The organism is Rhodanobacter lindaniclasticus (genome assembly GCF_004799035.1).
In the GTDB taxonomy this organism is placed as follows: domain Bacteria; phylum Pseudomonadota; class Gammaproteobacteria; order Xanthomonadales; family Rhodanobacteraceae; genus Rhodanobacter; species Rhodanobacter lindaniclasticus.
The window spans coordinates 1-24655 of the sequence record NZ_MWIO01000046.1 but is presented as its reverse complement, the minus strand read 5'-3'; the positions used below and the strand labels follow the sequence as shown (position 1 = coordinate 24655).

Below are 24655 nucleotides of genomic sequence, written 5' to 3'. Positions count from 1 at the left end.
GGCATTCTCGGCAAGGCGAAGCGGGGAATTCGAGTATAGGCGCAGCGACCAGGTCGCAATCTCGGTCGCGGGCGTGGCTGCGCTACCATCCGCGCGCATGGACATCCGGCCCGACGATCTCACCGCGCCTGCCGTCATCGATCTGCTGCGCGAGCACCTGCAGGGCGTGGCGCTGCACTCGCCGCCGGAGAGCATCCACGCGCTCGACATCGACGCCTTGCGCCGGCCGGAAGTCAGCTTCTGGACGGCGTGGCAGGATGGCGAACTGCTGGGTTGCGGTGCGCTGAAGCAGCTCGATGCGCAGCAGGCGGAGGTCAAGTCGATGCGCACCGCTGCGCGCCATCTGCGCAAGGGCGTCGCCGCGGCACTGCTGCGGCACATCATCGACGAGGCGCGGCGGCGGGGCTGCCGTCGACTCTGTCTGGAAACCGGATCAGCCGCGGCGTTCGCGCCCGCCCATCGCCTGTATGCCGGCTTCGGTTTCGTCCACTGCGAGCCGTTTGCGGATTACGTCGCCGATCCGTACAGCGTGTTCATGAGTCGCGATTTGTGATGGCCGCGCAGCCGCCGGTGCCGGCCCTTCTCGACAACATCTTCTGGCATGCGCTGAGCGGCCCGCAGGCGGGTTTTGCCCAGGGTGCGGGCGGTGCGCGGCGGTTCGCGCCGGGGTTTTCGCCGATCCTCGGTTTTGCCGATCCGGCGGAGCCGGCGTTCGGCGAACTGCTGCCGTTCTGCGCGTCGGGCGAATCGTTCTATACCGATGGCTGGTCGGGGCCGGCTCCGGTCGGTTGGAGCATCGAACTGGAATCGACCATGTTCAAGATGCGCTGGGCGGGCGAACTGCCGGCGCGGGACGATGCGCCGGAGGCGTTGCCGCTGGAGCCGCGGCATGCGGAGCAGGCGATGGCACTGGCGGTGTTGACCAAGCCCGGCCCGTTCGGCCCGCGCACGCTGGAGCTGGGCGATTACTTCGGCCTGTTCGACGGCACGCGATTGATCGCCATGGCCGGCGAGCGCGCCTTCGCCGGTGGCTGGCGCGAGGTGAGCGGCATCTGCACCCATCCCGATGCACAGGGCCGCGGACTGGCCCGCCGGCTCACCGCCAAGCTGATCCGGCGCCAGCTGCTGCGCGGTGAAATGCCGTTCCTGCACGTGATGCGCGCCAACGAAGGAGCCCGCGCGTTGTATCGGCGCATGGGCTTCGTCGACTACCGCGAATCGGTGGTGCGGGTGATCCGGCGCACGTGACGCTCAGTGCGGCGCGAGGCGCCGTTTGACGCCGGCGCCCAGCACGGCGATCAGGCCCACCGTCAACACGATCTCTACCCATGCCAGCACGCGCTCTCCCGGCGCGCTCCACGCCTCGGTCACGCCGTGGCAGAAATAGAACAGGCTGAGGATGCCGACCCAGAGCAGGGCGCGACGCACGTTGCGGATCGCGAACAACGGCAGCAGCAGGGGCACCACGGTGACGCCGAGCACCAGCCACACCGGCATCGTGCGGGCAGGGACCAGCCAGCCGTGCCAGGCCAGTTGCAGCAGCACCAGCAACGCCCAGGCGAGCAGGCCGAGGCGGTAGACGGGCGCGATCGCCGTGGTGGTCGGAGGGTTCATGCCTGCTCCGCCAGTCGGCGTGCCACGTCGGCGAGGCGCCGGCCCAGCGCGCGGGCGAGTTCGCGTTCCTGCTCGCTGATCGGCTGGTCGGCCTTGGCGCCGGCGACGTGGCTGGCGCCGTAGGGGGTGCCGCCGGTGCGGGTCATGCTGAGCGCGGCTTCGGTGAACGGAATGCCGACCAGCAGCATGCCGTGATGCAGCAGCGGGATGGCCATGCTGAGCAGGGTGGATTCCTGGCCGCCGTGCATGGTGCCGGTGGAGGTGAACAATGCCGCCGGCTTGCCTTCCAGCGCGCCGCTGGCCCATTCGGCGCCGGTGGTGTCGAGGAAGTGCTTCATCGGCGCGGCCATGTTGCCGAAGCGGGTGGGGCTGCCCATCGCCAGGCCCACGCAATCGACGAGGTCCTGCTTGTCGACGTAGGGCGCGCCATCGGCGGGTTCGGGCGGCTGCGCCACTTCGGTCACCGGCGCCACCGGCGGCACCTGGCGCAGGCGTGCGCCCATGCCGGGCACCTCCTCGATGCCGCGGGCGATCAGGCGCGCCAGTTGGGCGGTGTTGCCGTTGCGGCTGTAGTACAGCACCAGGATTTCTCGGGTCATGCGGCGGATCCACGCGTTGAGGCATTCACGGGCAATGGGCTAGTGTACCGGCCGACACGACGACGATTGGCCCGGCATGTTGCCACGGCCGCCCGAGGATACCGATGGACCGCCGCTTCGATCCTGATCGCATGCGCTATTTCCGCCGCTTCGTGTGGCAGCGCTTCATCGACGACAAGTGCTTCGAGACGGCCGGCGCGCTGTCCTACACCACGCTGGTGTCGCTGGTGCCGCTGACGGTGGCGGTGCTGGCGATGTTCGCGGTGTTTCCGGTGTTTGCCGGCGCGCGCGACACGCTGATCAGTTTCGTCTTCAACAACTTCGTACCGACCGCCGGCGAGAAGGTGCAGGCGGCGCTGCAGAGTTTCGCCGACAACGCCAAGGGCCTCACCGGCGTCAGCATCCTGGTGATGCTGTTCAGTGCGCTGTCGATGATGATCAGCATCGAGGACCGGCTCAACCGCATCTGGCGCGTGCACCAGGCGCGCCGCTGGAGTTCGCGCCTGCTGCTGTACTGGGCGGCGCTGACACTGGGGCCGATCCTGGTCGGCGGCGGCATCGCCACCACCTCGTACGTCACCGCGATGCCGTTGCTCAGCGTGGCGGCGGGCCAGATCCACACGATCGGCGCCAGCCTGCTGGCGACGCTGCCGTTCCTGGTGACGTTCTGCACGCTGTGGCTGATGTATGCGGTGATTCCCAACACCCGCGTATCGCGTCGCGACGCGGCGATCGGTGCGCTGCTGGGTGCGGTGCTGTTCGAGATCGCGCGCTGGGGCTTCGGCCAGTTCGTGGGGCATGCGCAGACCTACCAGCAGATCTACGGCGTGCTGGCGACGATTCCGATTTTCCTGCTGTGGATCTACCTGTCGTGGGTGATCGTGATCCTGGCCGCCTCGGTGGCGGCGTCGATCTCCGCCTACGAGTACGTCCCGCCCGCCGAGACCCTGCCGGCGGGCGCCGAGTTCCTCGGCTTGCTGGTGGTGCTGGGGCTGTTCGTCGACGCGCAGCGCAAGGGTGCAAGCGTGGACGTGGCCGAGGTGCGGCTGTGCGCGCCGGGCCTCAGCGCGGGCGCGATCGCCGGCTATTTCGACGACCTGCAGGACGCCGACCTGATCCAGCGCGGCGAGGCGGGCGGCTGGCTGCTCAGCCGCAGCCTGGACAGCACCGACCTGCTGCGGCTGTATCGTTGCACTCATCACCGACTGCCGCTGCAACCGCGCGAGGAAGCCGCGGCGATGAACGTGGTGCTGCCGACGGAACTGTTGGTGCTGCTCGACGAGGTGGCCGCCGCGTTGCACTCGAAGCTGGGCACCCGGCTCGATCAGATCTATCCCCCGGCTGCGGACCCCGCCGCCGATACCGAGGAACTCCCCGCATGATGTTGTTGAATCGCTTCGCCGCCGTCGCCCTGGCGCTGGCCTTCGTCGCCCCGCTGCATGCCGCGATGCCGGAGCAGCCGACGCTCAAGGTCGGCACGCTCGACGGCAAGAGCTTCGACCTGGCCGCGCAGCGCGGGCATTGGGTCATCGTCAACTACTGGGCGACCTGGTGCGTGCCGTGCATCAAGGAGATGCCGGACATCTCGCGCTTCGTCGCCGCGCACAAGAACGTGCGCGCGATCGGACTGGCCTACGAGGACAGCGAGCCGGCCGACATCAAGGCGTTCCTGGCCAAACACCCGGTGGTCTATCCGATCGCCCAGGTCACGGTGGACAAGCCGTTGAAGGATTTCGACGCACCGCGCGGCCTTCCGATGACCTACCTGATCGACCCGCAGGGCAGGGTGGCGCAGCAGAAGCTGGGGCCGGTGACGGAGGCCTTGCTCAAGCAGTGGATCGGGGCCGACTGATGCCGACGGCACGGTTTCTCGTCGAGGGTCGGGTGCAGGGCGTGTTCTTTCGCGCCAGCACCCGCGAACAGGCGCTGGTGCTGGGCGTCGCCGGTTACGCGAGGAACCTGGATGACGGCCGCGTCGAGGTGCTTGCTGGTGGGAGCGACGACGCGCTGGAAGCGCTGGCGCAGTGGCTGCAGCAAGGCCCGCCGGCTGCCCGCGTCACGGCCGTCGCCCGCGAGGATCTGCCCGACCAGGTGCTGCGCGGCTTCCGCACCGCCTAGCCTGCCCGGGCGATTTTTGTTTTCCGAATCCCGAGTCCCGGCCGAAGGACTCAGGCGCCGCTGAGCGCCTGCAACTGATCGGCCTGGTGTTCGCGGGTCAGCGTATCGATCAGCTCGCCCAGGTCGCCCTGCATGACCTCGGGCAGGCGGTACAGGGTGAGGTTGATGCGGTGGTCGGTGATCCGGCCTTGCGGATAGTTGTAGGTGCGGATGCGCTGGCTGCGGTCGCCGGAGCCCACCTGCAGGCGCCGTTCCTGTGCCTGCGCGGCGGCCTGCTTGCCCTGTGCCTCGTCGAGCAGGCGCGCCTTCAGCAGGCTCATCGCGCGGGCGCGGTTCTTGTGCTGGCTGCGTTCGTCCTGGCACTCCACCACGGTGCCGGTCGGCAGGTGGGTGATGCGGATCGCCGAGTCGGTCTTGTTGACGTGCTGGCCGCCGGCGCCGGAGGCGCGGAAGGTGTCCACTTTCAGGTCGGCCGGGTTGATCTCGATGTCGTCGATGTCGTCCAGCTCGGGCAGGATCGCCACCGTCGCGGCCGAGGTGTGGATGCGTCCCTGCGATTCGGTTTCCGGCACGCGTTGCACGCGGTGCGTGCCGGATTCGAACTTCAGTTGCGAATACGCGCCCTTGCCCTCGATGCGCGCCACGACCTCCTTGTAGCCACCGTGTTCGCCTTCGTGTTCGCTGAGGATCTCCACGTGCCAGCGGCGGCTTTCGGCATAGCGCAGATACATGCGCAGCAGGTCGCCGGCGAAGATCGCCGCCTCGTCGCCGCCGGTGCCGGCGCGCACTTCAAGATACAGGTTGGCCTCGTCGCGCGGGTCTTTCGGCAGCAGCAACAGTTGCAGCTCGCCATCGAGATCCTGCAGACGCCGCTCCAGCCGCGCCACGTCGTCGACCGCCATCTCGCGCAGTTCGGGGTCGTCCAGCATCGCGCGCGATTCGGCCAGTTCATGCTCGGCACGCTCGTGCTCGCGCAGCGAACCGGCGACGGGTTCCAGCTGGGCGTATTCCTGCGACAGCTCGCGGAAGCGGGTGTTGTCGGCCAGCACCTCGGGCTGTGACAGCAGCAGGCCGATTTCCTGGTGACGCTCGGCGAGCGCTTCGAGCTTGCGGCGGATCGAGGGGGTCATGCGTGGCGGTGTTCGCTTCTGTGTAGGAGCGCATCTTGTGCGCGATGGCTGTCTGGGATCCGGCGAAAAGCATTCGCGCACAAGGTGCGCTGCTACAGATCCCCGTCCTGCTCGTCCAGCCCGTACAGCCGCCCCGCGGCATGCAGCAGGTCGAGGTCGCCGCTCAGTGCCGCTTCGCGCAGGCGTGCGCTGGGGTGGTGCAGCAGCTTGTTGGTCAGCGTGTTGGCGAGGAAGGCCAGCGCCTCCTCGGGCGGCTTGCCGTGGGCGAGCATCGCGCGCGCCTTGCCCAGCACTTCGTCGCGGTAGGTCTCGGCGTGCTGGCGCATGTCCAGCGCGGGGTTCTTCGTCGTCAACGCGCGGCGCCAGGCCATGTAGCGGTCGACCTGCAGGTCGATGATGGCGTCCGCCTCGCGGGCGGCCGTTTCGCGCGAGCGGCGGTTGTCGTCGATCACCTGGCGCAGGTCGTCGATGCCGTAGAGATAGACGTCCGGCAGCTCGGCCACGGATTCCTCGATGTCGCGCGGCACCGCGATGTCGACCATGAACATCGGCTTGCGCCGGCGGCTTGCCATTGCCTGCTCGACCATCGCGCGGGTGACGACCGGCTGTCGCGCCGCGGTGGAGGAGATCACGATGTCCGCCTCGGCCAGATGCTGCGGCAGGTCGGCCAGCGCCACCGCATAACCCCCGTAGCGGCCGGCCAGGTCCTGCGCCGTCTCCAGCGTGCGGTTGGCCACGATCAGGCGGCGGGCGCGGTGCTCGGCCAGGTGGCGTGCGGCCAGCTCGATGGTGTCGCCGGCGCCGATCAGCAGCACGCATGCCTGCTTCAGGTCGGTGAACACCTGCTCGGCCAGGCGCACCGCGGTGAACGCCACCGACACCGTGTGCGCGCCGATGCGGGTGTCGGTGCGTACCCGCTTGGCCACCGCGAAGGTGTGTTGCAGCAGGCGATCCATCGGCGCCTTCAGCGCATGCGCCAGACGCGCCTGCTGGTAGGCGTCCTTCACCTGGCCCAGGATCTGCGGCTCGCCCAGCACCATCGAATCCAGCCCGGTGGCGACCCGGAACACGTGGCGCACGGCGTCGCGTTCCTCGTGCCGATAAAGGAACTCATCGAGTTTGCCGGGGGTCAGATGATGGTGACGGTTCAACCACGCCTGCGGGATGTCCTGCGCACCTTCGGCCACGCCCACGTACAGCTCGGTACGGTTGCAGGTGGACAGGATCATCGCTTCCTCGATGCCCGGCTCGCGGGCCAGTTCGCGCAGGGCCGCGCCGGCGGCGTCCTCATCGAACGCCACCTGCTCGCGCAGGCTGACCGGCGCGGTGAGGTGATTGAGCCCGAGGGCGATCAGTGGCATGGGACGGCAGGCATCTCGGCGGCAGGAGTCTGGCGGCGTAGGCTAAGCTTGGCGCGGGTGCCGATCATCACGGATACGGCTGCGGCGGGTCGTTTGACGGAGAACAGTGTGCGGAGCGGGTCGAGCAAGTTCAAGCAACTGCGGCATTTTACGGCACTGATCGCATTGGCGCTCGCGCTGGGCGCCTGCACCACGGCGCCGCTGCGTCCGCAGGCCGCGCCGACACCGCAACCGATGGAGCGGCTGACGGTGGCTACGCCGGACGCCGATCACGACCTGGTGGCCCAGTTGATGGCCGGCGAAATGGCGCTGGGCCGTACCGATCTGGTCGCGGCCTCCGCGCACTACGACAAGGCAATGGCGCTCAGCAGCGACCCCGCGGTGGCCGAGCGGGCGGCGGAGCTGGCCATCGCCGTGCATCGCGACGAGGCCGCGGGTCGCGCGCTGGACCGCTGGCAGGCCTTGGGCGCCAAGCCCGCGCCGATCGCGCGCGCGCGCGCCGAGCTGGCACTCGACCAAGGCAATGCGGCCGAGGCGAAACGGCAACTGGAACGCCTGATCGCCAGCGGCGACAAGGACGCCTGGCGGCAGTTCGGCCGCGTGCTGCTGGGCGCGCGCGACCAGGCGCAGGCGGCCCGCCTGCTGGAAGCGCTGGCCGTGCCCGCGCGCCTGCCGGCCGACCCCAAGGCGTGGCTGGCGATGAGCGAGCTGGGCGACAAGCTGGGCCGCAAGGCCTATGCGCGGGAGATCGCCGCGGCGGCGGTGAAGCGCTTCCACGACGCCGAGACCTACGCCTGGGCCGCGCAGATGAAATTCAAGGACGGCGACCACGACGGCGCGAAGGCGCTGCTGCGCAAGGCACTCGACCAGGCCCCGTCGAACACGCGCCTGCGCCTGGCCTATGCCGGCATGCTCAGCGCGTCGGGCGACGACGCGGCCGCCAGCCAGCTGCTCGCGCACGGTACGCAGGATGCCGACACCTACGCCTTGCGCGCGGGGCTGGCCGCTCGCCACGAGGACGCCAAGGCGCTGGCTACCCTGTATCGCCAATTGCAGCAGGCCTCGCCCGAGGTGCGCGCGCAGAGCAGTTACCTGCTGGGCCAGCTGGCCGAGATGCAGCATCGCGACGCCGAGGCGCTGGCCTGGTACGACCAGGTGGACGAGGACGATCCGCATGCATTCGAGGCTGCGGTGCGCAGCGCGCTGATCCTGCACACGCAGGGCAAACGCGAGCAGGCCCACCAGTTGCTGGCCCAGCTGGAGATCGATTACCTCGAACAGCCCGAGCAACTGCGCCAGGCCTTGCAGGCCGAGGCCGAGCTGTACCTGCGCGAACAGGACTACGCGAAGGCGGAGGCCGCGTTCAGCCGGGCCCTGCAGGTGGTGCCGGACGACCCCGGCCTGCTCTATGGCCGTGGCCTGGCCTATGCCCAGGCTGGCCAGATCGACCTGGCGGTGAAGGACTTCCAGCATCTGTTGAAGATCAAGCCCGGTGACGTCGACGCCAGCAACGCACTGGGCTATACCCTGGCCGACGCCAACCGCGACCTGGTCGAGGCAGAGAAGCTGCTGCAGGTCGCGCGCGCGGCCAAGCCCGACGACCCGGCCATCGCCGATTCCTGGGGCTGGCTGCAGTATCGCCTCGGCCATCTGGAGCAGGCCGAGCAGACGCTGCGCGGCGCCTGGCTGGCGCGCAAGGACGCTGACGTCGGCGTGCACCTGGCCGAGGTGTTGTGGAAGCAGGGCCGTCACCACGATGCGCAGAAAGTGTTCGACGAGGTGCGCAAGCTCGATCCGCACAGCCTCACCCTGCGCGATGCCTTGAAGCGCCTGTTGCCGGCTGGAGCGCATCCTTGAAGCCGATCACCTGGTACGGCGCCGCATTGCTGCTGCCGTTGCTGCTGACCGCCTGCGCGCCGGCAGTACGCATGCAGGGCGATGCCGGCCTGCTCGCCGCCCAACGCGAGCGCGAACACACATTGTCCGGCGCCGAGCACTGGTCGCTGCAGGGCCGGCTGGGCGTATCGGACGGCCGTGACGGCGGCAGCGGCAGTTTCAGCTGGACCCAGGACGGCGAGCGTTATGAGTTCGTGCTGCGCGCCCCGGTGACCGGCAAGAGTTTTCGGCTCAGCGGCGATGCGCACGATGCCTTGCTCGAGGGGCTCGATGGCGGGCCGCTGCGTGGCGCCGATGCGGAAGCGCTGATGCGCAAGGCGCTGGGCTGGGAGGTGCCGCTGCGCGAGCTGCGCGCGTGGGTGCTGGGCCTGCGCGCCGATGGCGGCAAGGCGGAAATCCGCTTCGGCGCGAACCGGTTGCCGTCGCTGCTGCAGCAGGATGGCTGGTCGGTCGACTACCGCGCCTGGGACGAAGCTCGCGATCCACCGCTGCCGACCAAGGTCTATGCGGCCAGGCCACCCTACAAGGTGCGGCTGTCGATCGAATCCTGGCAGTTTCGGTAAGCGCCGCCGCTTGGGTTAGGCTTTGCGCCCTGCCGACGGTGCGCATCCCCATCATGAACGTCCACATCGACCGCGCCCAGCCGGGCCATGCCGCCGCCCTGTGCGCGATCGAGCGCAAGGCCTTGCAGCTGTTTCGCGGCCATCCGGCGTGGCCGGCCTATGCGGCGGTGTCGATGCCGGTCGAATTGCTGCGGCAGGGGATCGAGCGCGGTCTGGTCTGGGTGGCGCTGGATGAGGCGGGCGATCCGCTCGGCTTCATCTGGCTGGATGAGGAGCCGGGCGACGGCGCGATCGGCGTCGCCGAGATCGACGTGCTGCCCGAGCATGGCCGCCGCGGCATCGGTGCGGCCCTGCTCGAACACGCCTGCGCCTGGGCGCGGGAGGCGGGCTATCGCCGGGTGGATCTGGGCACCCTGGCCGACGTGCCATGGAACGCGCCGTTCTATGCCCGGCATGGCTTCGCGGTGGTCGACAAGAACGCCCCGGCGTTCGCCCACGCCCGTCAGCGCGATCGCGAGCACGGTTTCCCTGACGACCTGCGCGTGTTCATGAGCCGCCCGCTGGCCGCACCGGTGCGCGGTGAATGGACGGCGTGGCCCGCGCCGGCCAAGTTGAACCTGTTCCTGAGCATCACTGGTCGCCGAGCCGACGGCTACCACGAGCTGCAGACCGTATTCCGCCTGCTGGACTGGGGCGACGAAGTGCGCCTGCGGGTGCGCGACGATGGCGAGATACGGCGGCTGCACGGCGCGCAGGGGGTGGCCGAGGCGGACGACCTGGTCGTGCGCGCGGCGCGGTTGCTGCAGCAGCATGCGGGTTGTGCGCTGGGTGCGGACATCGCCGTCGACAAGCACATCCCGATGGGCGGCGGCCTCGGTGGCGGCAGTTCCGATGCGGCCACCGTGCTGGTGGCACTCAACCATCTGTGGCAGCTGAATCTGGACGAGGACGGCCTGGCAAAGCTGGGCGGCCGGCTCGGCGCCGACGTGCCGGTGTTCGTACGCGGGCGCTCGGCCTGGGCCGAGGGCGTCGGCGAGCGGCTCAGCCCGATCCAGCTGCCGCGGCGACATTACGTGGTACTCGATCCGCGCGAGCAGGTGCCCACCGCGGCGCTCTTTCAAGCGCCTGAATTGACACGAAATGCGCCGCGGGCGACAATTTCATCCTTTGTTTCGGGCGAAACGGTCGAGAACGCCTTCGAACCGGTCGTGCGGGCGCGCTATCCACGGGTGGTCGAGGCGCTGGAATGGCTGGGCGGCTTCGGCAAGGCCCGGCTTTCGGGCAGCGGCGGCTGCGTGTTCCTGGAGCTGCGTTCGCTCGCGCGGGCGCATGCGGTGGCCGAGCGTTGCCCGGCGGCATTCAGGGTACACGTGGCGGGCGGGATGGATGTTTCGCCGCTGCATCAGGCGTTGGCGCGGCAACGCGCCAGTTGACGGATTTCAGGCAAAGGCACGACCGAAAACACCAAACACTGGGGCGTCGCCAAGCTGGTTAAGGCACGGGATTTTGATTCCCGCATTCGCAGGTTCGAATCCTGCCGCCCCAGCCACTTCACTGTTGGCCGAGTATCGAGGTAGCACTTGTGGACACGTCCACTCCGATGATGCTGTTCACCGGCAATGCGCATCGCGCGTTGGCCGAGGATGTCGCCCACCGCCTGGGTGTGCCGCTGGGCAAGGCGCTGGTCGGCACGTTCAGCGACGGCGAGGTGCAGATCGAGATCGAGGAGAACGTGCGTCGGCAGGAAGTGTTCGTGATCCAGCCGACCGGCGCGCCCAGCGCGGTGAACCTGTTCGAGCTGCTGGCGCTCACCGACGCACTCAAGCGCGCCTCGGCCGCCAGCGTCACCGCAGTGATCCCGTACTTCGGCTATGCCCGGCAGGATCGCCGGCCGCGCTCCGCGCGGGTGCCGATCACCGCCAAGCTGGCCGCCCGCATGATCGGCGCCGCGGGCGTGGATCGGGTGCTGACGGTGGATCTTCACGCCGACCAGATCCAGGGCTTCTTCGACATCCCGGTCGACAACGTATACGCCTCGCCGGTGCTGCTGGCCGACATCTGGCGCAGCTACAGCATGGAAGACCTGATCGTGGTCAGCCCCGACGTGGGCGGCGTGGTGCGCGCGCGGGCGATCGCCAAGCGGCTGGACGATGCCGAGCTGGCGATCATCGACAAGCGCCGTCCGCGGGCCAACGTTTCCACCGTGATGAACATCATCGGCGACGTGGAAGGCAAGACCTGCGTGATGGTCGACGACATCGTCGACACCGCCGGCACCCTGTGCGCGGCTGCTGCCGCCCTCAAGGAGCGCGGTGCCCGCAAGGTGGTCGCCTACTGCGTGCACCCGGTGCTGTCCGGCGCGGCGATCAGCAACATCGAAGGCTCCCAGCTCGACCGGCTGGTCGTCACCAACACCTTGCCGCTGCGCCCCGAAGTCCAGGCCTGCAGCAAGATCCGCCAGCTCTCGGTCGCCGAACTGCTGGCCGAAACCATCCGCCGCATCGCCTTCGGCGAGTCGGTGAGCTCGCTGTACGTGGATTGAAATTTGAAAAGTCCACCCAGGGATGGGTGGTCTTGATCTTTGTTTTTCGCGGCATGGATGCCGCGCGGAAGAAATTGAAGAGTCCGCCCCGGATGGGCGGTTTTGATGTTCGGCTTTTCGCGGCACGGATGTCGCGTGAAAAAATTGAAGAGTCCGCCCGGGATGGGCGGTTTTGATGTTCGGCTTTTCGCGGCACGGATGCCACGTGAAGTAACGTCTTCCCTGGTCGCGGGGAAGTCACTTGGCCGCCGCGAGGCGGCAAACACCAACCAAGAGCAAATGAAATGACCCAGACTCATGAAATCAAGGCGCAGAGCCGCAAGGACGAGGGGAAAGGTGCGAGCCGCCGCCTGCGTCGCGCGAGCTTCGTGCCGGCCGTCGTCTACGGTGGCAGCCAGCCGCCGGAAAGCATCCAGATCGAGCACAACACCATCCTGCTCGCCGCCAAGAACGAGTGGTTCTTCTCCTCGATCCTCGACCTCAACGTCGACGGCAAGGTGCAGAAGGTGCTGGTGCGCGACTGGCAGAAGCACCCGTTCAAGCAGTTGATGATGCACATGGATTTCCTGCGCATCAACGAGAAGGAAGCGATCCGCGTCAGCGTGCCGTTGCACTTCCTCAACAAGGAGAAGTCGCCGGCCGCCAAGACCTCCGGCGTGGTGATCTCGCACAACCTGATCGAAGTGGAAATCACCTGCCTGCCGAAGGATCTGCCGGCGTCGATCGAGCTGGACCTGGGCGAGCTCAAGCCCGGCGACATCATCCACCTGTCGCAGCTGAAGCTGCCCAAGGGCGTGGAGCTGGTCGCGGCGCATGGCGGTGAAGGCCATGACACTGCCGTGGTCACGGCCAACACCGTGCAGGAAGAAGCCGAGGCGACGCCGGCCGAGGGCGAAGCCGCTCCTGCCGCCGCTCCCGCCGCGGCTCCGGCACCGGCCAAGAAGGACGACAAGAAGTAAGCCGCGCCGGCCTGCGCTCGTTCGGAGCGCAGGCCGTCAGGGCTGCTTGTCCGCATGGCTGGTTTGCGACTCATCGTCGGGCTGGGCAATCCCGGCACCGAATACCTCAGAACCCGGCACAACGCCGGGTTCTGGCTGGTGGACGCCCTCGCCGGCGGTCAGGGCGAACGCTTCGCCTTCGACGGCAAGCTGCATGGCGAGAGCTGCCGCGTGCGCCTCGGCGGCGAACCGGTGTGGCTGCTCAAGCCCGCCACCTTCATGAACAAGAGCGGCATCGCCGTGGTTTCGGCGCTGCGCTACTACAAGATCGAGCCGGAGCAGTGCCTGGTCGCGCATGACGACCTGGATCTGCCCCCCGGCACCGTGCGCCTGAAGTTCGACGGCGGCCACGGCGGCCAGAACGGCCTGCGCGACATCATGGGCCACCTCGGCCACGGCAAGTTCCATCGCCTGCGCGTGGGCATCGGCCACCCCGGCCACCGCGACCAGGTCACCCCGTGGGTGCTGGGCCGGCCCTCGGCCACGGACGAGGACGCGATCCTCGACGGCATAGCACGCGCGCTGGACGTGCTGCCGCTGGCGGTGGACGGCCAGTTCGACAAGGCGATGCAAGAGCTACACACAGCGTCTGGAATATAGCGGCCGTCGTTCCCGCGAAAGCGGGAACCCATTTGCTGCGGGCACGCAAACGCCCGATGGATTCCCGCTTTCGCGGGGATGGCGCCCGGAACAGCACCTATCTCGGAGTTATCCATGGGCATCAAATGCGGCATCGTCGGACTGCCCAATGTCGGCAAGTCCACCCTGTTCAACGCGCTGACCAAGGCGGGCATCGCAGCGGCGAATTTTCCGTTCTGCACGATCGAGCCGAATGTGGGCGTGGTGCCGGTGCCGGACCCGCGGCTGAATGCACTGGCGGCAATCGTCAATCCGCAGAAGGTGATTCCGACCGCGGTGGAGTTCGTCGACATCGCCGGGCTGGTCGCCGGCGCGTCGAAGGGCGAGGGGCTGGGCAACAAGTTCCTGGCGCACATCCGCGAGGTCGACGCGATCGCCCACGTGGTGCGCTGTTTCGAGGGTGACGTGATCCACGTCGCCGGCAAGGTCGACCCCATCGCCGACATCGAGACCATCGACACCGAGCTGGCGCTGGCCGACCTGGAATCGGTGGACAAGGCGCTGAACCGCGCCGAGCGCGCGGCCAAGGCGAACGACAAGGAAGCGCTGGCGAAGAAGCCGGTGCTGCAGAAGCTGGCTGCCGGCCTCAACGAAGGCAAGTCCGCGCGCAGCCTGGGCCTGGACGAGGAGGAGAAGGCGCTGGTGCGCGACCTGTTCCTGCTCACCCTGAAGCCGCTGATGTACATCGCCAACGTGGCCGACGACGGCTTCGAGAACAACCCGCTGCTGGACGCGGTGCGCGAGCGTGCGGCAGGCGAGGGTGCCGAGGTGGTGCCGGTGTGTGCGGCGATCGAGGAAGAGCTGGCGCAGCTGGACGAGGCCGACCGCGACGAGTTCCTCAAGGACATGGGCCTGGACGAGCCGGGCCTGAACCGGGTGATCCGTGCCGGCTACAAGCTGCTCGATCTGCAGACCTACTTCACCGCCGGCGTGAAGGAAGTGCGCGCCTGGCAGGTGAAGCGAGGCGCCACCGGGCCACAGGCTGCGGGCGTGATCCACAGCGATTTCGAGAAGGGCTTCATCCGCGCCGAGACCGTCTCCTACGACGACTTCATCCAGTACAAGGGTGAAGCCGGCGCCGCCGCCGCCGGCCGGCTGCGCAAGGAAGGCAAGGATTACATCGTCAAGGACGGCGACGTGCTGCACTTCCTGTTCAACGTCTGACGGTCGCGTTCGGGCGTAGGGCGGGCACTGCCCGCCGCTCCTGTTCGTGGATATTGAAGAGCCGGCGGGCGGTGCCCGCCCTACGTCTGCGGAAGCGCACCTTGTGGACAGGGCGCGCTCCTGCAACACCCGTTAGAGCGCGCTGCCGCCGAACTTGTAGGTGAACTGCACGTAGTAGCTGCGACCGGCCGCGTCGAACCACGAGATGTCGTAGTACGGGTACGCCGTGTAGCTGGGGTCGCGTGGCGGCATCTTGTCGAACAGGTTGTCCACCGCCAGCGACAGCTGCGCGTGGTCGCTGAACTTGTATTGCAGCGTGGCGTTGTAGCGATAGGTGGCGTGTACCCAGGCCGGTTCGCCGGCCTCGGTGTCGACGATCTGGTCGTACGAATCGGAGTTCGGCAGCCGCCCGAGGCGGGTGCCGAACAGGGTGGCCGACCAGGCCTTGCGCTCCCACGACACGCTGGCGCTGGTCTTCTCGCGCGGGATGTCGAAGCCGCTGTTGACCGCCAGCTCGTCCAGGGTCGGGTCGCCGGGGTATTGCTGGAACAGGTGGTTGCGCGTCCAGGTGTAGTTGCCGGCGAGGCGGAACGTGCCGATCGCGGTCTCCAGCTTGTAGTGCGCGCTGGCGTCGATGCCGCTGGTGCGCTCGTTGGCCACGTTGATCGGGTTGACGTAGATGCCGTACAGGCCGCCGGGGTCCACCGCGCTGTCGGCCGGATAGCGGTTGACCCGCGAGATCGCGTCGAGGCAACTGGGCGAATTCGCGTCGACCGGGTTGCCGCTGGCGTCGCTGCCGATGCGGCAACTGGCCTCCAGCTGCAGGATGCGATCGGTGCTCAGGTCCTGCACCTGGTTCTTCATGCGGATGTTGAAGTAGTCCACCGACAGGTCCAGGTTCGGCGTCGGCGACCACACGAAACCGCCGGTCCATGAGGTGCTGGTCTCGGAGTCGAGGTCGCGGTTGCCCTGGCGGGTGCGGATCAGGCCCTCGTCGGAATAGTCGCAATCGGTGATGTCGACGTCCGGCTCCTCGGTGCGGCAGCGGTAATAGTCGTTGCCTGAGGTTTCGTCATTGCCGATGCCGGCGTAGACGTAGTGCAGGTCCGGCGCGCGGAACGCGGTGCCGTACGAACCGCGCAACAGCAGGGTGTCGAGCGGGCGCCATTCCAGCCCGGTGCTGTAGGTCAGCTTGCCGGTCTTGTGGCCGGAAAATCGGTACTGGTCGTAGCGGCCGGCCAGGCTGAGGTTGAGCGACTCCAGCAGCGGCAGGCGCAGCTCGCCGGCAGTGGCCCAGCGGTTGCGGCTGCCGTGGCCGTCGGAATCCTTCCAGCTGTAGTAGTAGTACTGCGTGGCCAGCGGATCGGGATTGAGGTCGTAGGCCTGGTTGCCGAACTCGACCACGCCGGCGAAGCCGGCCGGACCGGCGGGCAGGTTGAACAGGGCGGTGTTGGTCAGGGTGAACGCCAGCGTGTCGCTGCGCGACTCGGGGTGGTAGTTGGTGCGCGCGGTGATTGCGTCGTATTCGGCGCGGGTCAGCGGCGTATAGAGGCGGATCGGATCGGCGTCGAAGATCGGCAGGCCGCTGTCGGGATCCACGCCGAGCTGCGGGCCGAGGTAGAGGTCGTTCGCTTTCGCAGCGACGGTCTGCGGCCAGCTGATCGTGGCCTTGTACTGCGAGTGGCTGAGCGAGGCCTCGTAATCCCAGGCCTGGCCGAACGTGCCCTTGACGCCGGTGGTGAGGCTGAAGGTCTTCTGCGTGTTCTCGATCATGCCGCGGCCGAGGCCGCCCATTTCCTCGGGCGTGAACTGGCGATACCAGTTCTCGATGCCGCCGCTGTGCGCGTTGTAGAAGTAGCCGTCCTCGTTGCCGTCGGGCGCCTGGTAGTTCCACTGCTCGACGTCGCGGAACAGCTCGACCTTGCTCCAGCCCAGCTGCATGTCGCCGAACCAGCTCATGCTGTCATTGATCTTCAGGTTGGCCGAGGTGTAGGTGTTGATGCCGCGGCGCTGGCTGAGGATGGTGCCGTAGCCGATCGACTCGGCGCTGCCGCAGAAATTGCCGTAGCGGGGCCGGTTCGCGTACACCGTGGTGCCGCCATTGAGATAGCCCAGCGCGTCGCAGGTGGCCTGGCCCGGGTCGATGTAGTCGTCGTTCCAGTCGCCATTGAGGAAGGTGCGTCGCGGCACCTGCGAGCGTTCGGTGGGGGCGTCGGCGGTGGAGTCCTGGATCTTGCGGTCGTAGGCCCACAGCGGCTTCTGGTCGATCAGCTCGGCGCCGAACACCAGGTTGAAGTCGCCCTGCGAGAAGCCGGTGGAGAAGTTCAGCTTGGTCGATGCGCCGCCGCCGCGGGTGGTGTCGCCGTAGCGCAGGTCGATGGTGGTGCCGTCGGCGTGGTCCTTCAGGATGAAGTTCACCACGCCGGAGATCGCATCCGAGCCGTACACCGCCGAGGCGCTGCCGGTGAGCACCTCGATGCGGTCGATCATGCCGATCGGGATGTTGGAAATGTCGGTGAAGTTGCTGCGACCCTTGAATGGCAGCGGGAAGTCGGCGATGCGCCGGCCGTTGACCAGCACCAGGGTGTGGTTGGGGCCGAGGCCGCGCAGGTCGACTTCCTCCGCGCCTGGCGAGAAATCGGCGCCGCTGGAGGACTGCTGGCTCTGCGTCTCGCCGCTGTTCTGGGTGATCGCGCGCATCACGTCGGGCACGCTGGCGAAGCCGGCGGCCTTGATCTCCTGCGCGGTGACCACGGTGACCGGCGCCGGACCCTCGACCTGCACCCGCGGAATGCGCGAGCCGGTGACCTGCACCTCGTCCAGTCGGGTGGCCTGTTGCGGGTCCGGTTCGGCGCTGCCGCTGCTGGCAGGCGCCGCCGCAGGTGGCGGTGCCTGCCGGGCTGCCTTGACGATCACCACGGCGCCGGACTCGTCGTGCTGCATGGTGAAGCCGGTGCCGACCAGCAGGCGTCGCAGCGCCTCGTCGGTCGACAGCGTGCCGCGCACGCCGGCGGTGCGCAGGCCGCGCAGCTGGTCGGCCTGGTAGATGAACTGCGCGCCGGACTGGCGGGCCAGCGTGTCCAGCGCGGCGACCAGGTCGCCGGCGGGGATGTCGACCGGCCGCACCGCCGGTGCCTGTGCGGCAGCGATGGCCGATGCCGAGCAAGCAAGGATCAACAGCGCGCCGCGTAGCGAACGAGTCATGAGCAGTTCTCCCCGGGCAGGCGCGCACGATGCGCGCCGCGTATCTGCCATGACGAGCGGGCGCGGAAAATCCCCCCACGGCCCGCTTCGCTCAGCGCGGACTCAATACGATGGTGTCCCCGTGCGGGCTGGCCTTGATCGGGAAGCCGCGCGTCAACAGCCGCACGAAGGCATCGGTGTTGGACCAGCGAAAGTGGCCGCCCACGCGCATGGCGCCGACCCGCGCATCGGCGATCACGATCTTGCGCTGGTTGTAACGGTTGAACTCGGCCACGGCAGTGGCCAGCGGGGTGTCGTGGAAGTTGACGAAACCGTCGCGCCAGCTCAGGTACTCCTGCGCCTGCTGCACAGTGCCCGAATGCACCACCACGCCGCCGTCGCTGGCGATGGCCACGCTGCCGGCCGGCAGCAAGGTGGTGGCCTGGTGCGGTCCGTCGGGGCGACTGTCGGATTCCAGCCGCACCAGGCCCTGGGTAACCACCACGCGCAGATCCGTCGCGTCACGGCGCACCGCGAAGCGGGTGCCGACGGCGATCACCCGGCGGGCGTCGGCGCTGACCACGAACGGGCGCGCACGGTCCTTGGCCACGCTGAAGAACGCCTCGCCCTGTTCGAGGTCCACGTGGCGTTCGCGACGCGACCAGGTGACGCGGATGCGGCTGTCGCTGCTGAGCGTGGCCACCGAGCCGTCCGCCAGCGGCACCTCGCGCAGCTCGCCGATGGCGGTGCGATAGGACGCCTGTTCCACCGCCCCGTAATACCAATGCCAGCCCAGCGCCAGTGATGCGATCACCAGCAGCGAGGCGGCGACCGCGAGCAGTCGAGCGTGCGGCCGGGATCGGTGCTGCCGGGAGGCGGGGGAGGGGCGCGGCGCTGCCAGCGCGGCCGCGCCTGTCCGCGGCGTCGCCCAGCTGCCACGCGGCGGCACGCCGCCGGTGCGCCAGCCGGCGCCCAGCGCCTGCAGCCGGCCGCTTTGCTGCCACGCCGCGTCGAGTCGCACGAAGGCCACCCGGTGCGCCGTCGACGCATCCAGCCACGCGTCCAGCCGACGCTGGTCGCGCTCATTCCAGTGCTCGCCGTCGCGTCGGGCCAGCCAGCTCGCGGCGATGTGTTCGATCTCCCTGCTACTGGTCATGACCAAGCTCGATGGCGGTTTCCTGTTCGCCTGCGCGGGTGTGGCGGCGGGTGTGGCGATCGCCGTGGACGTACTGCGCGATCAGTCGTGCGCCCTTGGCGATCTGTTTCTCCACGGTCTTCTCGCTGATGCCCATGCGGGCGGCAACCTGCTTCTGCGACAGCTGCTCGACCCGGCGCAGCCAGACCACCTCGCGGCAGCGGTCGGGCAGGCGGTCGAACGCGTCGGCGAGGCGTTTCAACTCCTGGTGTGCGTCCAGCCGACGATCCGGCGTGACCTCGTCTACCGGGACGTTCAACGCGTCGATATCACCCACGGCCTCGATCGAGACCACCCTTTCGCGGCGCAGCCGGTCGGTCATCAGGTGGCGCGCCGTGGTGAACATGAACGATTTGGGTTGGGTCGGGCGCGACCTTGCCGCGGCTTCGTAGACGCGCACGTAGATCTCCTGGCGCAGGTCGTGAACCTCCTCGCGACGGAACCAGCTGCGCCGCAGATAGCGCATCAGCGCGCCCTCGTGGACGAGGATCTCGCGGGCAAACCAGCTGTTGAGGGAGTCGTCCACGGAGGTGACCTTAGCGTCAATCCGCGATGGAAATACAGCCATGGGGGAAACGCCGCGCCGGTTCGTCCCGACTTGAAGCGCGCCGCGTCTTGCGGTGCGGACTGCCACTCTTGTCCCGGGGGATCGTACGCATGTTTTCCACCAAGCGGCTGCCCGGCCTGCTGCATCCAGCCGCCCTGTGCCTGCTGGCTTTGGGCCTCGCACTGACCGGCGCGAACGCGCTGGCCGATTCCGCTGCCGTGCGCAACGGCTACGAGTACTACCAGGTCGGCGACCTTAAGGCGACCCGGCCCGGCGCCACCGAGCCGGCGCTGCTGCTGATGGGCGGCGGCGAGTGGCCGCACCAGGCGTTCGCGTGGCTGGCGGCCAAGGGTGGCCACGGGCATTTCCTGATCCTGCGTGCGTCCGGTGATGACGACCTGCAGAAGGAGCTGTACCACGACGTCGGCGGCGTGGCCTCGGTGCAGACGCTGGTGTTCCACAGCCGCGCCGCGGCCAGCGATCCGCGCGTGCTGGAGATCGTGCGGCGGGCCGACGGCATCTTCATCGCCGGCGGCGACCAGGCCAACTACGTGCGGTTCTGGAAGGGCACGCCGCTGAACGCGCTGCTCGACCAGCACGTCGCCGCGGGCAAGCCGATCGGTGGCAGCAGTGCCGGGCTGGCAATCCTCGGCGGCCATGCCTATGGCGCGCTGGACGGCGGCAGCATCACCTCGGAGGAAGCGCTGGCCGATCCGCTGGGCGAGGGCGTCACCCTGGTCGACGGCTTCCTGCACATGCCGCGCCTGCAGCAGGTGATCACCGATACCCACTTCGACGCCCGCGCGCGGCAGGGCCGGCTGATTGCGTTCCTCGCCCGGTTGCGGCACGAAGGCCATCGGGACGTGGTCGGGCTGGGCGTGGATGAAGGGACGGTGCTGGCCGTCGACGGCAACGGTATCGGCCGCGTGTTCACGTTGACCGACGGCTTCGCCTGGCTGCTGCGCCCGCAGGGTCAGCCGGAGCGGATCGAAGCTGGCAAGCCACTGGACTATCGCGACGTGCGGGTGACCGGCATCGGCACGCAGAGCCGGATCGACCTGCGCAGCCTCGACGTGGCGCGGCCGGTATTCGAGGCGATTGCCGACGTGCGCGACGGCAAGCTGAACCTGCGGCGCGGTGTCGCCGCGGCGGGTCCGCAACGCTGACGACGGGCCGTTCAGGCGTCGTCGTCGCCCTCGGTGATCTGCCGCTGCATGCGGTCCAGATAGGCGTCGAGTTCCTGCGTGCTGGCGAACACCTCGCTCACCGGCACCGCCTTGACGATGTCGAACACCTTGCGCACCTGCGCCTGCGGGTTCAGCAGCAGGGTGTGGCCGTTGCGGGCGCGCATGCTCTTGCGGATCCTGGCGAAGCTGCGCAGCCCGGCACTGCTGACGTATTCCAGGGCGGCCAGGTCGACCACCACGGTGCCGCCTTCGGCGAGCCGGGGCAGCAGCTCCAGCAGGGCCTCGTCGAACTCGCCGAAGGTCATCGCGTCCAGGCGGCCGCCGACGTGGACGACGAGACGGCTGGACGCCGGAAATTCATGGTGCAGGCTGAGCGTCATGACGAAGGTCCATCGAGGTTCGGGTAGATGAAGCGGAGCCGCAGGTGGTTGCCGTCTGCGCTCCGTGTATAACGCATTTCGCTGGTCATGGTGCGCGCCAGGTGGATGCCCAGGCCACCGATCTGTTCACGGTCGGCGAGGTCGCCGGTAAGGTCGGGGGTGGCGGGTTGCAGCGGGTCGAAGGCGATGCCGTCGTCGGTGAGTTCGACCGCGACGGCGTCCGGTCGGGGCTGCAGTCGGATGCGGATCTGACCCGGGCGACCGTCGGGATAGCCATACTCGACGGTGTTGACCATCAGCTCCTCCAGCACCAGCCGCATGTCGCCGCGCAAGGTGGCCGGCACCGCGGCTTCCTCCAGCAGGTTCTCGCAGCGGTCGAGCGCATCGAACACGTCCGGGAGCTGGCTGCCGATGCGCAGCTCCGTGCCTGCCGCCTCGCCGTGCCAGGTGAGCGCCAGCACGGTGATGTCGTCGGCCTGGGTGGCGTCCGCCACGAAACGGTCGACATCGCCCAGCAGCCGTTCGATGTAGCCGGCGGGAGGCGCTGTCGCCGGCACCCGGGTGAGGCTTGCGACGGTGCGCTCGATGCCGTACAGCCGCTGTTCCTGGTCGCTGGCCTCGGTGATGCCGTCGGTGTACATCAGCAGGGTTTCGCCCGGCTGCAGGCGCAGGTGGTGTTCGGGGTAGTCGGTGTCCTCGTACAGCCCAAGCACGGCGCCGGTGGGGAAATCCAGCAATTGCGGCGCGCCGCGCCCGCACAGGACCGGCGGCTCGTGGCCGGCGCTGGCCAGCACCAGATTGCCGCTGTCGGTGTCGAGCAGGCCGCACAGCAGGGTGACGAACATGCAGCTGTCGTTGCCGCGGCAAAGTTCGAGGTTGAGCAGCTGCAGCAGGTTCCGCGGGGTTTGCGCGCGCGGCGCCAGCGCCTTGGCCAGGGTGATTGTCTGGGCCATGAACAGGGCGGCCGGGATGCCCTTGTCGGAAACGTCGCCGACCATCACGAAGAAGCGCTGCGGATCGAGCATGAAGTAGCTGTAGAGATCGCCGCCTACCGCCCGCGCCGGGCGCAGTGCCGCGTGCAGCTCGAAGTGGGCGCAGACGGCATCGAGGTAGTGCTCGTTCGGCAGCAGGCCGATCTGGATCTGGTGCGCGATCTCCAGTTCGCTGGCCAGCCGCTGCTTCTCCCGGGCCACCCGCGCGAGATCCTCCAGGTGCAGGGCCAGCTCGCGGCGCATGTGGTCGAAGGAATGGGTGAGGCGGCCCACCTCGTCGGGGCGGCGGGCCGGCGGCAGCTCGAAGTCCAGTTCGCCGCGCGCGACGTGCTCGGCGCGGTCGGCCAGTATGCCCAGCGGCGCCATCGTGCGGCGGATGGTCATCAGGGTGATCAGGGCCACGCCCAGCAGCGCCAGCAGGCCCAGCACCAGGCTCAGCAGGAAGATGCGCCGCACGCCGGCGTAGATCTGGCGCTCCGGTATGGCCAGGCCGAGCCGCCAATGGGTGCCGTCGATCGGCGCGGAATAGATCCACACCGGCCCCTGCATGTGCGAGCTTTGCGCCGCTGCCAGGCGCACCGTCTCGGGCCGGTCGCTGGCCATCGCTTCGAGCAGGACGGGCATGCCGCGTTTGCCGATCAGGTCCGGGTCGTCGTGCGCCAGGAAATCGCCGTCGCTGTCCAGCACGAAGGCATAGGCGCCCTCGGGCTTGTCCAGACTGCCGAGTATCCGGTGCAGCCAGTCGAGCGTGACGTCGGTGTTGATGATGCCGATCGGGTGTCCGTCGCGGCTGATCGCCACGGAGTAGTTGATCACCAGGCGGTGGCGCGACTGCGAAAAGAACGGTCGCTGCCAGCAGCCGCTGCTGCAGCCGAGTCCACCTAGAAACCAGTTGCTGTTCCAGTAAGGCTCGGCGGCATCCTGCGACAGGTCGCGACTGACCATGGTGCCATCGTCGCGGCGGCTCACGAATGGCGAGTACGGGGGGACGCTGCCGGGGTCCGACGAGGGGCGGAACACCGCGGCCAGCCCGTCCATGTCCCGGTTCGCGGCGAGGGTGTCCCGCAGCAGCGACTCGGCATCGCCCTGGCGAGTGTCGATGATCGCGGCGAGCATCCGCGCCGATGCCGCGACGCGGCCGATCCGCGCCTGGATCTGGCTGCCTGCGCTGGCGGCCAGGGCGGCTGCTTCGTGATGGGTATGATCGAGGATCTGCGTGCGGGTGAGGGTGAGCAGCAAGGTACCCACGGCCGCCAGCACCAGGGTGGAACCGGCCAGAACCCACAGCGCCGTCCGTGATGCGATGCTGCGCAAGGCCAATGGGCGACCCTCCTGTTTCCCTGCCTGGCATCTAGCCATGAAGCGGGGTATGCCGCAAGCCGGCAACTGTGCGCTGGTCCGGGGAAACGCGCACGATCGGGCATAATCCACGCCCCGGATTACGCCGCGGAGACCCGTCATGCCCGGACAACAGCAGGAAGTCAGTTTCCGCTTTCTCGCCCAGCCCACCGATGTCAACTTCGGCGGCAAGGTACACGGCGGCATGGCGATGAAGTGGATCGACCAGGCCGGCTATGCCTGCGCGGTGGCCTGGAGCGGAGCATATTGCGTCACTGCCTCGGTGAGCGGCATCCAGTTCGTCGCACCGATCCTGATTGGCGACCTCGTCACCGTGCGGGCGCGTCTGATCCACACCGGCCGCAGCAGCATGCACCTGGCCGTGGACGTGATGGCCGGCGACTTGCGCAAGGGCGGGCAGCGCCTGGCGACCAGTTGCGTGATGGTCTTCGTTGCGCTGGACAGCCCGGACGGCAAGCCCACCCAGGTACCGCGCTGGGAGCCCCACAGCGAGGCCGAGCGCCGCTTGCAGGCCAAGGCCAGACAACTGCTGGAGTTGTCCCGGGGGATGGAGCAACTGGTCGATCCGCAGGACCTTGCCGGCACCTGACGGGCACGGCCGGATGGCGTGCCGACATGCGATATGCGTGCCATGAGGTGTTGACAGTTCCCGGCACGATCCACACAATACGCGTTCTTTGTTGGAGGGATACCCAAGCGGCCAACGGGGGCAGACTGTAAATCTGCTGGCTTACGCCTTCGGTGGTTCGAATCCACCTCCCTCCACCAGCAACAAGCGACGCGAAAGCGGCGCGTACGGCACGATTTCCGCGCAGGGCGGGAGTAGTTCAATGGTAGAACCTCAGCCTTCCAAGCTGATGATGCGGGTTCGATCCCCGTCTCCCGCTCCATTGTGCTGCTCAAGTGTCAAATGCCGTTGATCGAAGCAGTCGCTGCGCAGGTCAACGCCTTTTTTGAAATGTCCGGCAGGATGCCGGCCTGTTCTTCGCCATCACGGAAGGTGGCTGAAATCTCCGCTCATGTAGCTCAGTCGGTAGAGCACTTCCTTGGTAAGGAAGAGGTCACAGGTTCGATTCCTGTCATGAGCACCAGCTTCCGGCCTTCACGGCCAGCCCGGAACGGGCTGTTTTTTTCTACAATTGATTGACTCCATCGGGGTTTAGCGCGCATGGCAAAGGGTAAATTCGA

At 68.2% G+C, this 24655-nt stretch carries 23 protein-coding genes and 4 tRNA genes; 18 read left to right on the top strand and 9 right to left on the bottom strand.

Going from position 1 to position 24655, the window contains the following annotated elements; all coding sequences use genetic code 11:
• Positions 1-97 precede the first annotated feature (97 nt).
• Together B1991_RS14750 and B1991_RS14745 are read left to right on the top strand one after the other, a co-directional pair.
• A complete protein-coding gene (locus tag B1991_RS14750) occupies positions 98-553 on the top strand; it encodes a GNAT family N-acetyltransferase (RefSeq protein ID WP_136259434.1) in 456 nt (151 codons plus the stop codon).
• On the top strand, positions 553-1248 hold the full coding sequence (locus B1991_RS14745; protein ID WP_136259433.1) for a GNAT family N-acetyltransferase: 696 nt from the start codon (positions 553-555) through the stop codon (positions 1246-1248). The genes B1991_RS14750 and B1991_RS14745 overlap by 1 nt, the downstream gene beginning before the upstream one ends.
• A gap of 3 nt (positions 1249-1251) precedes the next feature.
• Here the strand turns inward: B1991_RS14745 and B1991_RS14740 are convergent, their stop codons facing one another.
• Together B1991_RS14740 and wrbA are read right to left on the bottom strand one after the other, a co-directional pair.
• Positions 1252-1614 carry a DUF2069 domain-containing protein gene (locus B1991_RS14740; RefSeq protein WP_136259432.1) on the bottom strand — a complete coding sequence of 121 codons (363 nt, stop codon included), beginning with the start codon at positions 1612-1614 and terminating at the stop codon, positions 1252-1254.
• The gene (wrbA, locus tag B1991_RS14735; protein WP_136259431.1) at positions 1611-2213 is read right to left on the bottom strand and encodes an NAD(P)H:quinone oxidoreductase; all 603 of its coding nucleotides are present in this window, start codon (positions 2211-2213) and stop codon (positions 1611-1613) included. Before wrbA ends, B1991_RS14740 begins: the two co-directional genes overlap by 4 nt.
• A gap of 104 nt (positions 2214-2317) precedes the next feature.
• Here wrbA and B1991_RS14730 point away from each other — a divergent pair, with 104 nt between their 5' ends.
• The 3 genes from B1991_RS14730 to B1991_RS14720 are packed head-to-tail and all read left to right on the top strand — an operon-like array spanning position 2318 to position 4331.
• Positions 2318-3595, top strand: coding sequence for a YihY family inner membrane protein (locus tag B1991_RS14730; protein ID WP_136259430.1), 1278 nt, complete (start codon positions 2318-2320; stop codon positions 3593-3595).
• Positions 3592-4065: a TlpA family protein disulfide reductase gene (locus B1991_RS14725; RefSeq protein WP_136259429.1), complete on the top strand. Its 474-nt coding sequence runs from the start codon at positions 3592-3594 to the stop codon at positions 4063-4065. The genes B1991_RS14730 and B1991_RS14725 overlap by 4 nt, the downstream gene beginning before the upstream one ends.
• Entirely contained in the window at positions 4065-4331 is a 267-nt protein-coding gene (locus B1991_RS14720; RefSeq protein WP_136259428.1) for an acylphosphatase, read from the top strand. Before B1991_RS14725 ends, B1991_RS14720 begins: the two co-directional genes overlap by 1 nt.
• Positions 4332-4381: 50 nt before the next feature.
• On the opposite strand, the gene prfA is transcribed toward B1991_RS14720, so the two are convergent.
• The gene (prfA, locus tag B1991_RS14715; RefSeq protein WP_136259427.1) at positions 4382-5461 is read right to left on the bottom strand and encodes a peptide chain release factor 1; all 1080 of its coding nucleotides are present in this window, start codon (positions 5459-5461) and stop codon (positions 4382-4384) included.
• Between the two features lie 92 nt (positions 5462-5553).
• Positions 5554-6822 (bottom strand): glutamyl-tRNA reductase, encoded by a 1269-nt coding sequence (gene hemA / locus B1991_RS14710; RefSeq protein WP_136259426.1) that lies wholly within the window; start codon positions 6820-6822, stop codon positions 5554-5556.
• A 159-nt stretch (positions 6823-6981) separates the two neighbouring features.
• On the opposite strand from hemA, the gene B1991_RS14705 reads away from it, so the two are divergent.
• From B1991_RS14705 to ychF, 8 genes are all read left to right on the top strand, one after another.
• A complete protein-coding gene (locus tag B1991_RS14705; protein ID WP_136259474.1) occupies positions 6982-8679 on the top strand; it encodes a tetratricopeptide repeat protein in 1698 nt (565 codons plus the stop codon).
• Positions 8676-9281, top strand: coding sequence for a lipoprotein insertase outer membrane protein LolB (gene lolB, locus B1991_RS14700; RefSeq protein WP_136259425.1), 606 nt, complete (start codon positions 8676-8678; stop codon positions 9279-9281). The genes B1991_RS14705 and lolB overlap by 4 nt, the downstream gene beginning before the upstream one ends.
• Before the next feature lie 53 nt (positions 9282-9334).
• Positions 9335-10714: a 4-(cytidine 5'-diphospho)-2-C-methyl-D-erythritol kinase gene (ispE, locus tag B1991_RS14695; protein ID WP_136259424.1), complete on the top strand. Its 1380-nt coding sequence runs from the start codon at positions 9335-9337 to the stop codon at positions 10712-10714.
• Positions 10715-10753: 39 nt separating this feature from the next.
• A tRNA-Gln gene (locus B1991_RS14690) sits at positions 10754-10830 on the top strand.
• 51 nt (positions 10831-10881) lie between these two features.
• Positions 10882-11823, top strand: a complete 942-nt coding sequence (locus B1991_RS14685; RefSeq protein ID WP_210772145.1) for a ribose-phosphate diphosphokinase — start codon at positions 10882-10884, stop codon at positions 11821-11823.
• 284 nt (positions 11824-12107) lie between these two features.
• On the top strand, positions 12108-12782 hold the full coding sequence (locus B1991_RS14680; protein ID WP_136259423.1) for a 50S ribosomal protein L25/general stress protein Ctc: 675 nt from the start codon (positions 12108-12110) through the stop codon (positions 12780-12782).
• Positions 12783-12836: 54 nt separating this feature from the next.
• Positions 12837-13421, top strand: a complete 585-nt coding sequence (pth, locus tag B1991_RS14675) for an aminoacyl-tRNA hydrolase (protein WP_136259422.1) — start codon at positions 12837-12839, stop codon at positions 13419-13421.
• A gap of 114 nt (positions 13422-13535) precedes the next feature.
• Complete coding sequence (gene ychF / locus B1991_RS14670; RefSeq protein WP_136259421.1) at positions 13536-14624, top strand: redox-regulated ATPase YchF; 1089 nt, start codon at positions 13536-13538, stop codon at positions 14622-14624.
• Positions 14625-14756: 132 nt separating this feature from the next.
• On the opposite strand, the gene B1991_RS14665 is transcribed toward ychF, so the two are convergent.
• The 3 genes from B1991_RS14665 to B1991_RS14655 all read right to left on the bottom strand — a co-directional run bounded on the left by B1991_RS14665 (position 14757) and on the right by B1991_RS14655 (position 19528).
• Positions 14757-17828: a TonB-dependent receptor gene (locus B1991_RS14665; protein WP_136259420.1), complete on the bottom strand. Its 3072-nt coding sequence runs from the start codon at positions 17826-17828 to the stop codon at positions 14757-14759.
• Between the two features lie 91 nt (positions 17829-17919).
• Positions 17920-18963: a FecR family protein gene (locus B1991_RS14660; RefSeq protein WP_136259419.1), complete on the bottom strand. Its 1044-nt coding sequence runs from the start codon at positions 18961-18963 to the stop codon at positions 17920-17922.
• Positions 18953-19528 (bottom strand): RNA polymerase sigma factor, encoded by a 576-nt coding sequence (locus B1991_RS14655; RefSeq protein ID WP_136259418.1) that lies wholly within the window; start codon positions 19526-19528, stop codon positions 18953-18955. The genes B1991_RS14660 and B1991_RS14655 overlap by 11 nt, the downstream gene beginning before the upstream one ends.
• 131 nt (positions 19529-19659) lie before the next feature.
• Here B1991_RS14655 and B1991_RS14650 point away from each other — a divergent pair, with 131 nt between their 5' ends.
• Complete coding sequence (locus B1991_RS14650) at positions 19660-20715, top strand: cyanophycinase (RefSeq protein WP_136259417.1); 1056 nt, start codon at positions 19660-19662, stop codon at positions 20713-20715.
• 11 nt (positions 20716-20726) lie between these two features.
• Here B1991_RS14650 and B1991_RS14645 read toward each other — a convergent pair whose 3' ends face one another.
• Both B1991_RS14645 and B1991_RS14640 read right to left on the bottom strand, forming a co-directional pair.
• A complete protein-coding gene (locus B1991_RS14645) occupies positions 20727-21116 on the bottom strand; it encodes an STAS domain-containing protein (RefSeq protein ID WP_136259416.1) in 390 nt (129 codons plus the stop codon).
• Positions 21113-23422: a SpoIIE family protein phosphatase gene (locus tag B1991_RS14640; RefSeq protein ID WP_246031188.1), complete on the bottom strand. Its 2310-nt coding sequence runs from the start codon at positions 23420-23422 to the stop codon at positions 21113-21115. The genes B1991_RS14645 and B1991_RS14640 overlap by 4 nt, the downstream gene beginning before the upstream one ends.
• Before the next feature lie 145 nt (positions 23423-23567).
• Here B1991_RS14640 and B1991_RS14635 point away from each other — a divergent pair, with 145 nt between their 5' ends.
• The 4 genes from B1991_RS14635 (at position 23568) to B1991_RS14620 (ending at position 24558) form a co-directional block, all read left to right on the top strand.
• Positions 23568-24056, top strand: coding sequence for an acyl-CoA thioesterase (locus tag B1991_RS14635; protein ID WP_136259414.1), 489 nt, complete (start codon positions 23568-23570; stop codon positions 24054-24056).
• A gap of 93 nt (positions 24057-24149) precedes the next feature.
• A tRNA-Tyr gene (locus B1991_RS14630) sits at positions 24150-24235 on the top strand.
• A gap of 48 nt (positions 24236-24283) precedes the next feature.
• A tRNA-Gly gene (locus B1991_RS14625) sits at positions 24284-24357 on the top strand.
• 125 nt (positions 24358-24482) lie between these two features.
• A tRNA-Thr gene (locus tag B1991_RS14620) sits at positions 24483-24558 on the top strand.
• The last annotated feature ends 97 nt before the right edge of the window (positions 24559-24655 follow it).

What these genes read in the sequence shown, in the direction of transcription:
- B1991_RS14750 (WP_136259434.1), top strand. Translation starts at nt 98, where the DNA reads ATGGACATCCGGCCCGACGATCTCACCGCGCCTGCCGTCATCGATCTG.
- B1991_RS14745 (WP_136259433.1), top strand. Translation starts at nt 553, where the DNA reads ATGGCCGCGCAGCCGCCGGTGCCGGCCCTTCTCGACAACATCTTCTGG.
- B1991_RS14740 (WP_136259432.1), bottom strand. Translation starts at nt 1,614, where the DNA reads ATGAACCCTCCGACCACCACGGCGATCGCGCCCGTCTACCGCCTCGGC.
- wrbA (WP_136259431.1), bottom strand. Translation starts at nt 2,213, where the DNA reads ATGACCCGAGAAATCCTGGTGCTGTACTACAGCCGCAACGGCAACACC.
- B1991_RS14730 (WP_136259430.1), top strand. Translation starts at nt 2,318, where the DNA reads ATGGACCGCCGCTTCGATCCTGATCGCATGCGCTATTTCCGCCGCTTC.
- B1991_RS14725 (WP_136259429.1), top strand. Translation starts at nt 3,592, where the DNA reads ATGATGTTGTTGAATCGCTTCGCCGCCGTCGCCCTGGCGCTGGCCTTC.
- B1991_RS14720 (WP_136259428.1), top strand. Translation starts at nt 4,065, where the DNA reads ATGCCGACGGCACGGTTTCTCGTCGAGGGTCGGGTGCAGGGCGTGTTC.
- prfA (WP_136259427.1), bottom strand. Translation starts at nt 5,461, where the DNA reads ATGACCCCCTCGATCCGCCGCAAGCTCGAAGCGCTCGCCGAGCGTCAC.
- hemA (WP_136259426.1), bottom strand. Translation starts at nt 6,822, where the DNA reads ATGCCACTGATCGCCCTCGGGCTCAATCACCTCACCGCGCCGGTCAGC.
- ispE (WP_136259424.1), top strand. Translation starts at nt 9,335, where the DNA reads ATGAACGTCCACATCGACCGCGCCCAGCCGGGCCATGCCGCCGCCCTG.
- B1991_RS14685 (WP_210772145.1), top strand. Translation starts at nt 10,882, where the DNA reads ATGATGCTGTTCACCGGCAATGCGCATCGCGCGTTGGCCGAGGATGTC.
- B1991_RS14680 (WP_136259423.1), top strand. Translation starts at nt 12,108, where the DNA reads ATGACCCAGACTCATGAAATCAAGGCGCAGAGCCGCAAGGACGAGGGG.
- pth (WP_136259422.1), top strand. Translation starts at nt 12,837, where the DNA reads ATGGCTGGTTTGCGACTCATCGTCGGGCTGGGCAATCCCGGCACCGAA.
- ychF (WP_136259421.1), top strand. Translation starts at nt 13,536, where the DNA reads ATGGGCATCAAATGCGGCATCGTCGGACTGCCCAATGTCGGCAAGTCC.
- B1991_RS14665 (WP_136259420.1), bottom strand. Translation starts at nt 17,828, where the DNA reads ATGACTCGTTCGCTACGCGGCGCGCTGTTGATCCTTGCTTGCTCGGCA.
- B1991_RS14660 (WP_136259419.1), bottom strand. Translation starts at nt 18,963, where the DNA reads ATGACCAGTAGCAGGGAGATCGAACACATCGCCGCGAGCTGGCTGGCC.
- B1991_RS14650 (WP_136259417.1), top strand. Translation starts at nt 19,660, where the DNA reads ATGTTTTCCACCAAGCGGCTGCCCGGCCTGCTGCATCCAGCCGCCCTG.
- B1991_RS14645 (WP_136259416.1), bottom strand. Translation starts at nt 21,116, where the DNA reads ATGACGCTCAGCCTGCACCATGAATTTCCGGCGTCCAGCCGTCTCGTC.
- B1991_RS14635 (WP_136259414.1), top strand. Translation starts at nt 23,568, where the DNA reads ATGCCCGGACAACAGCAGGAAGTCAGTTTCCGCTTTCTCGCCCAGCCC.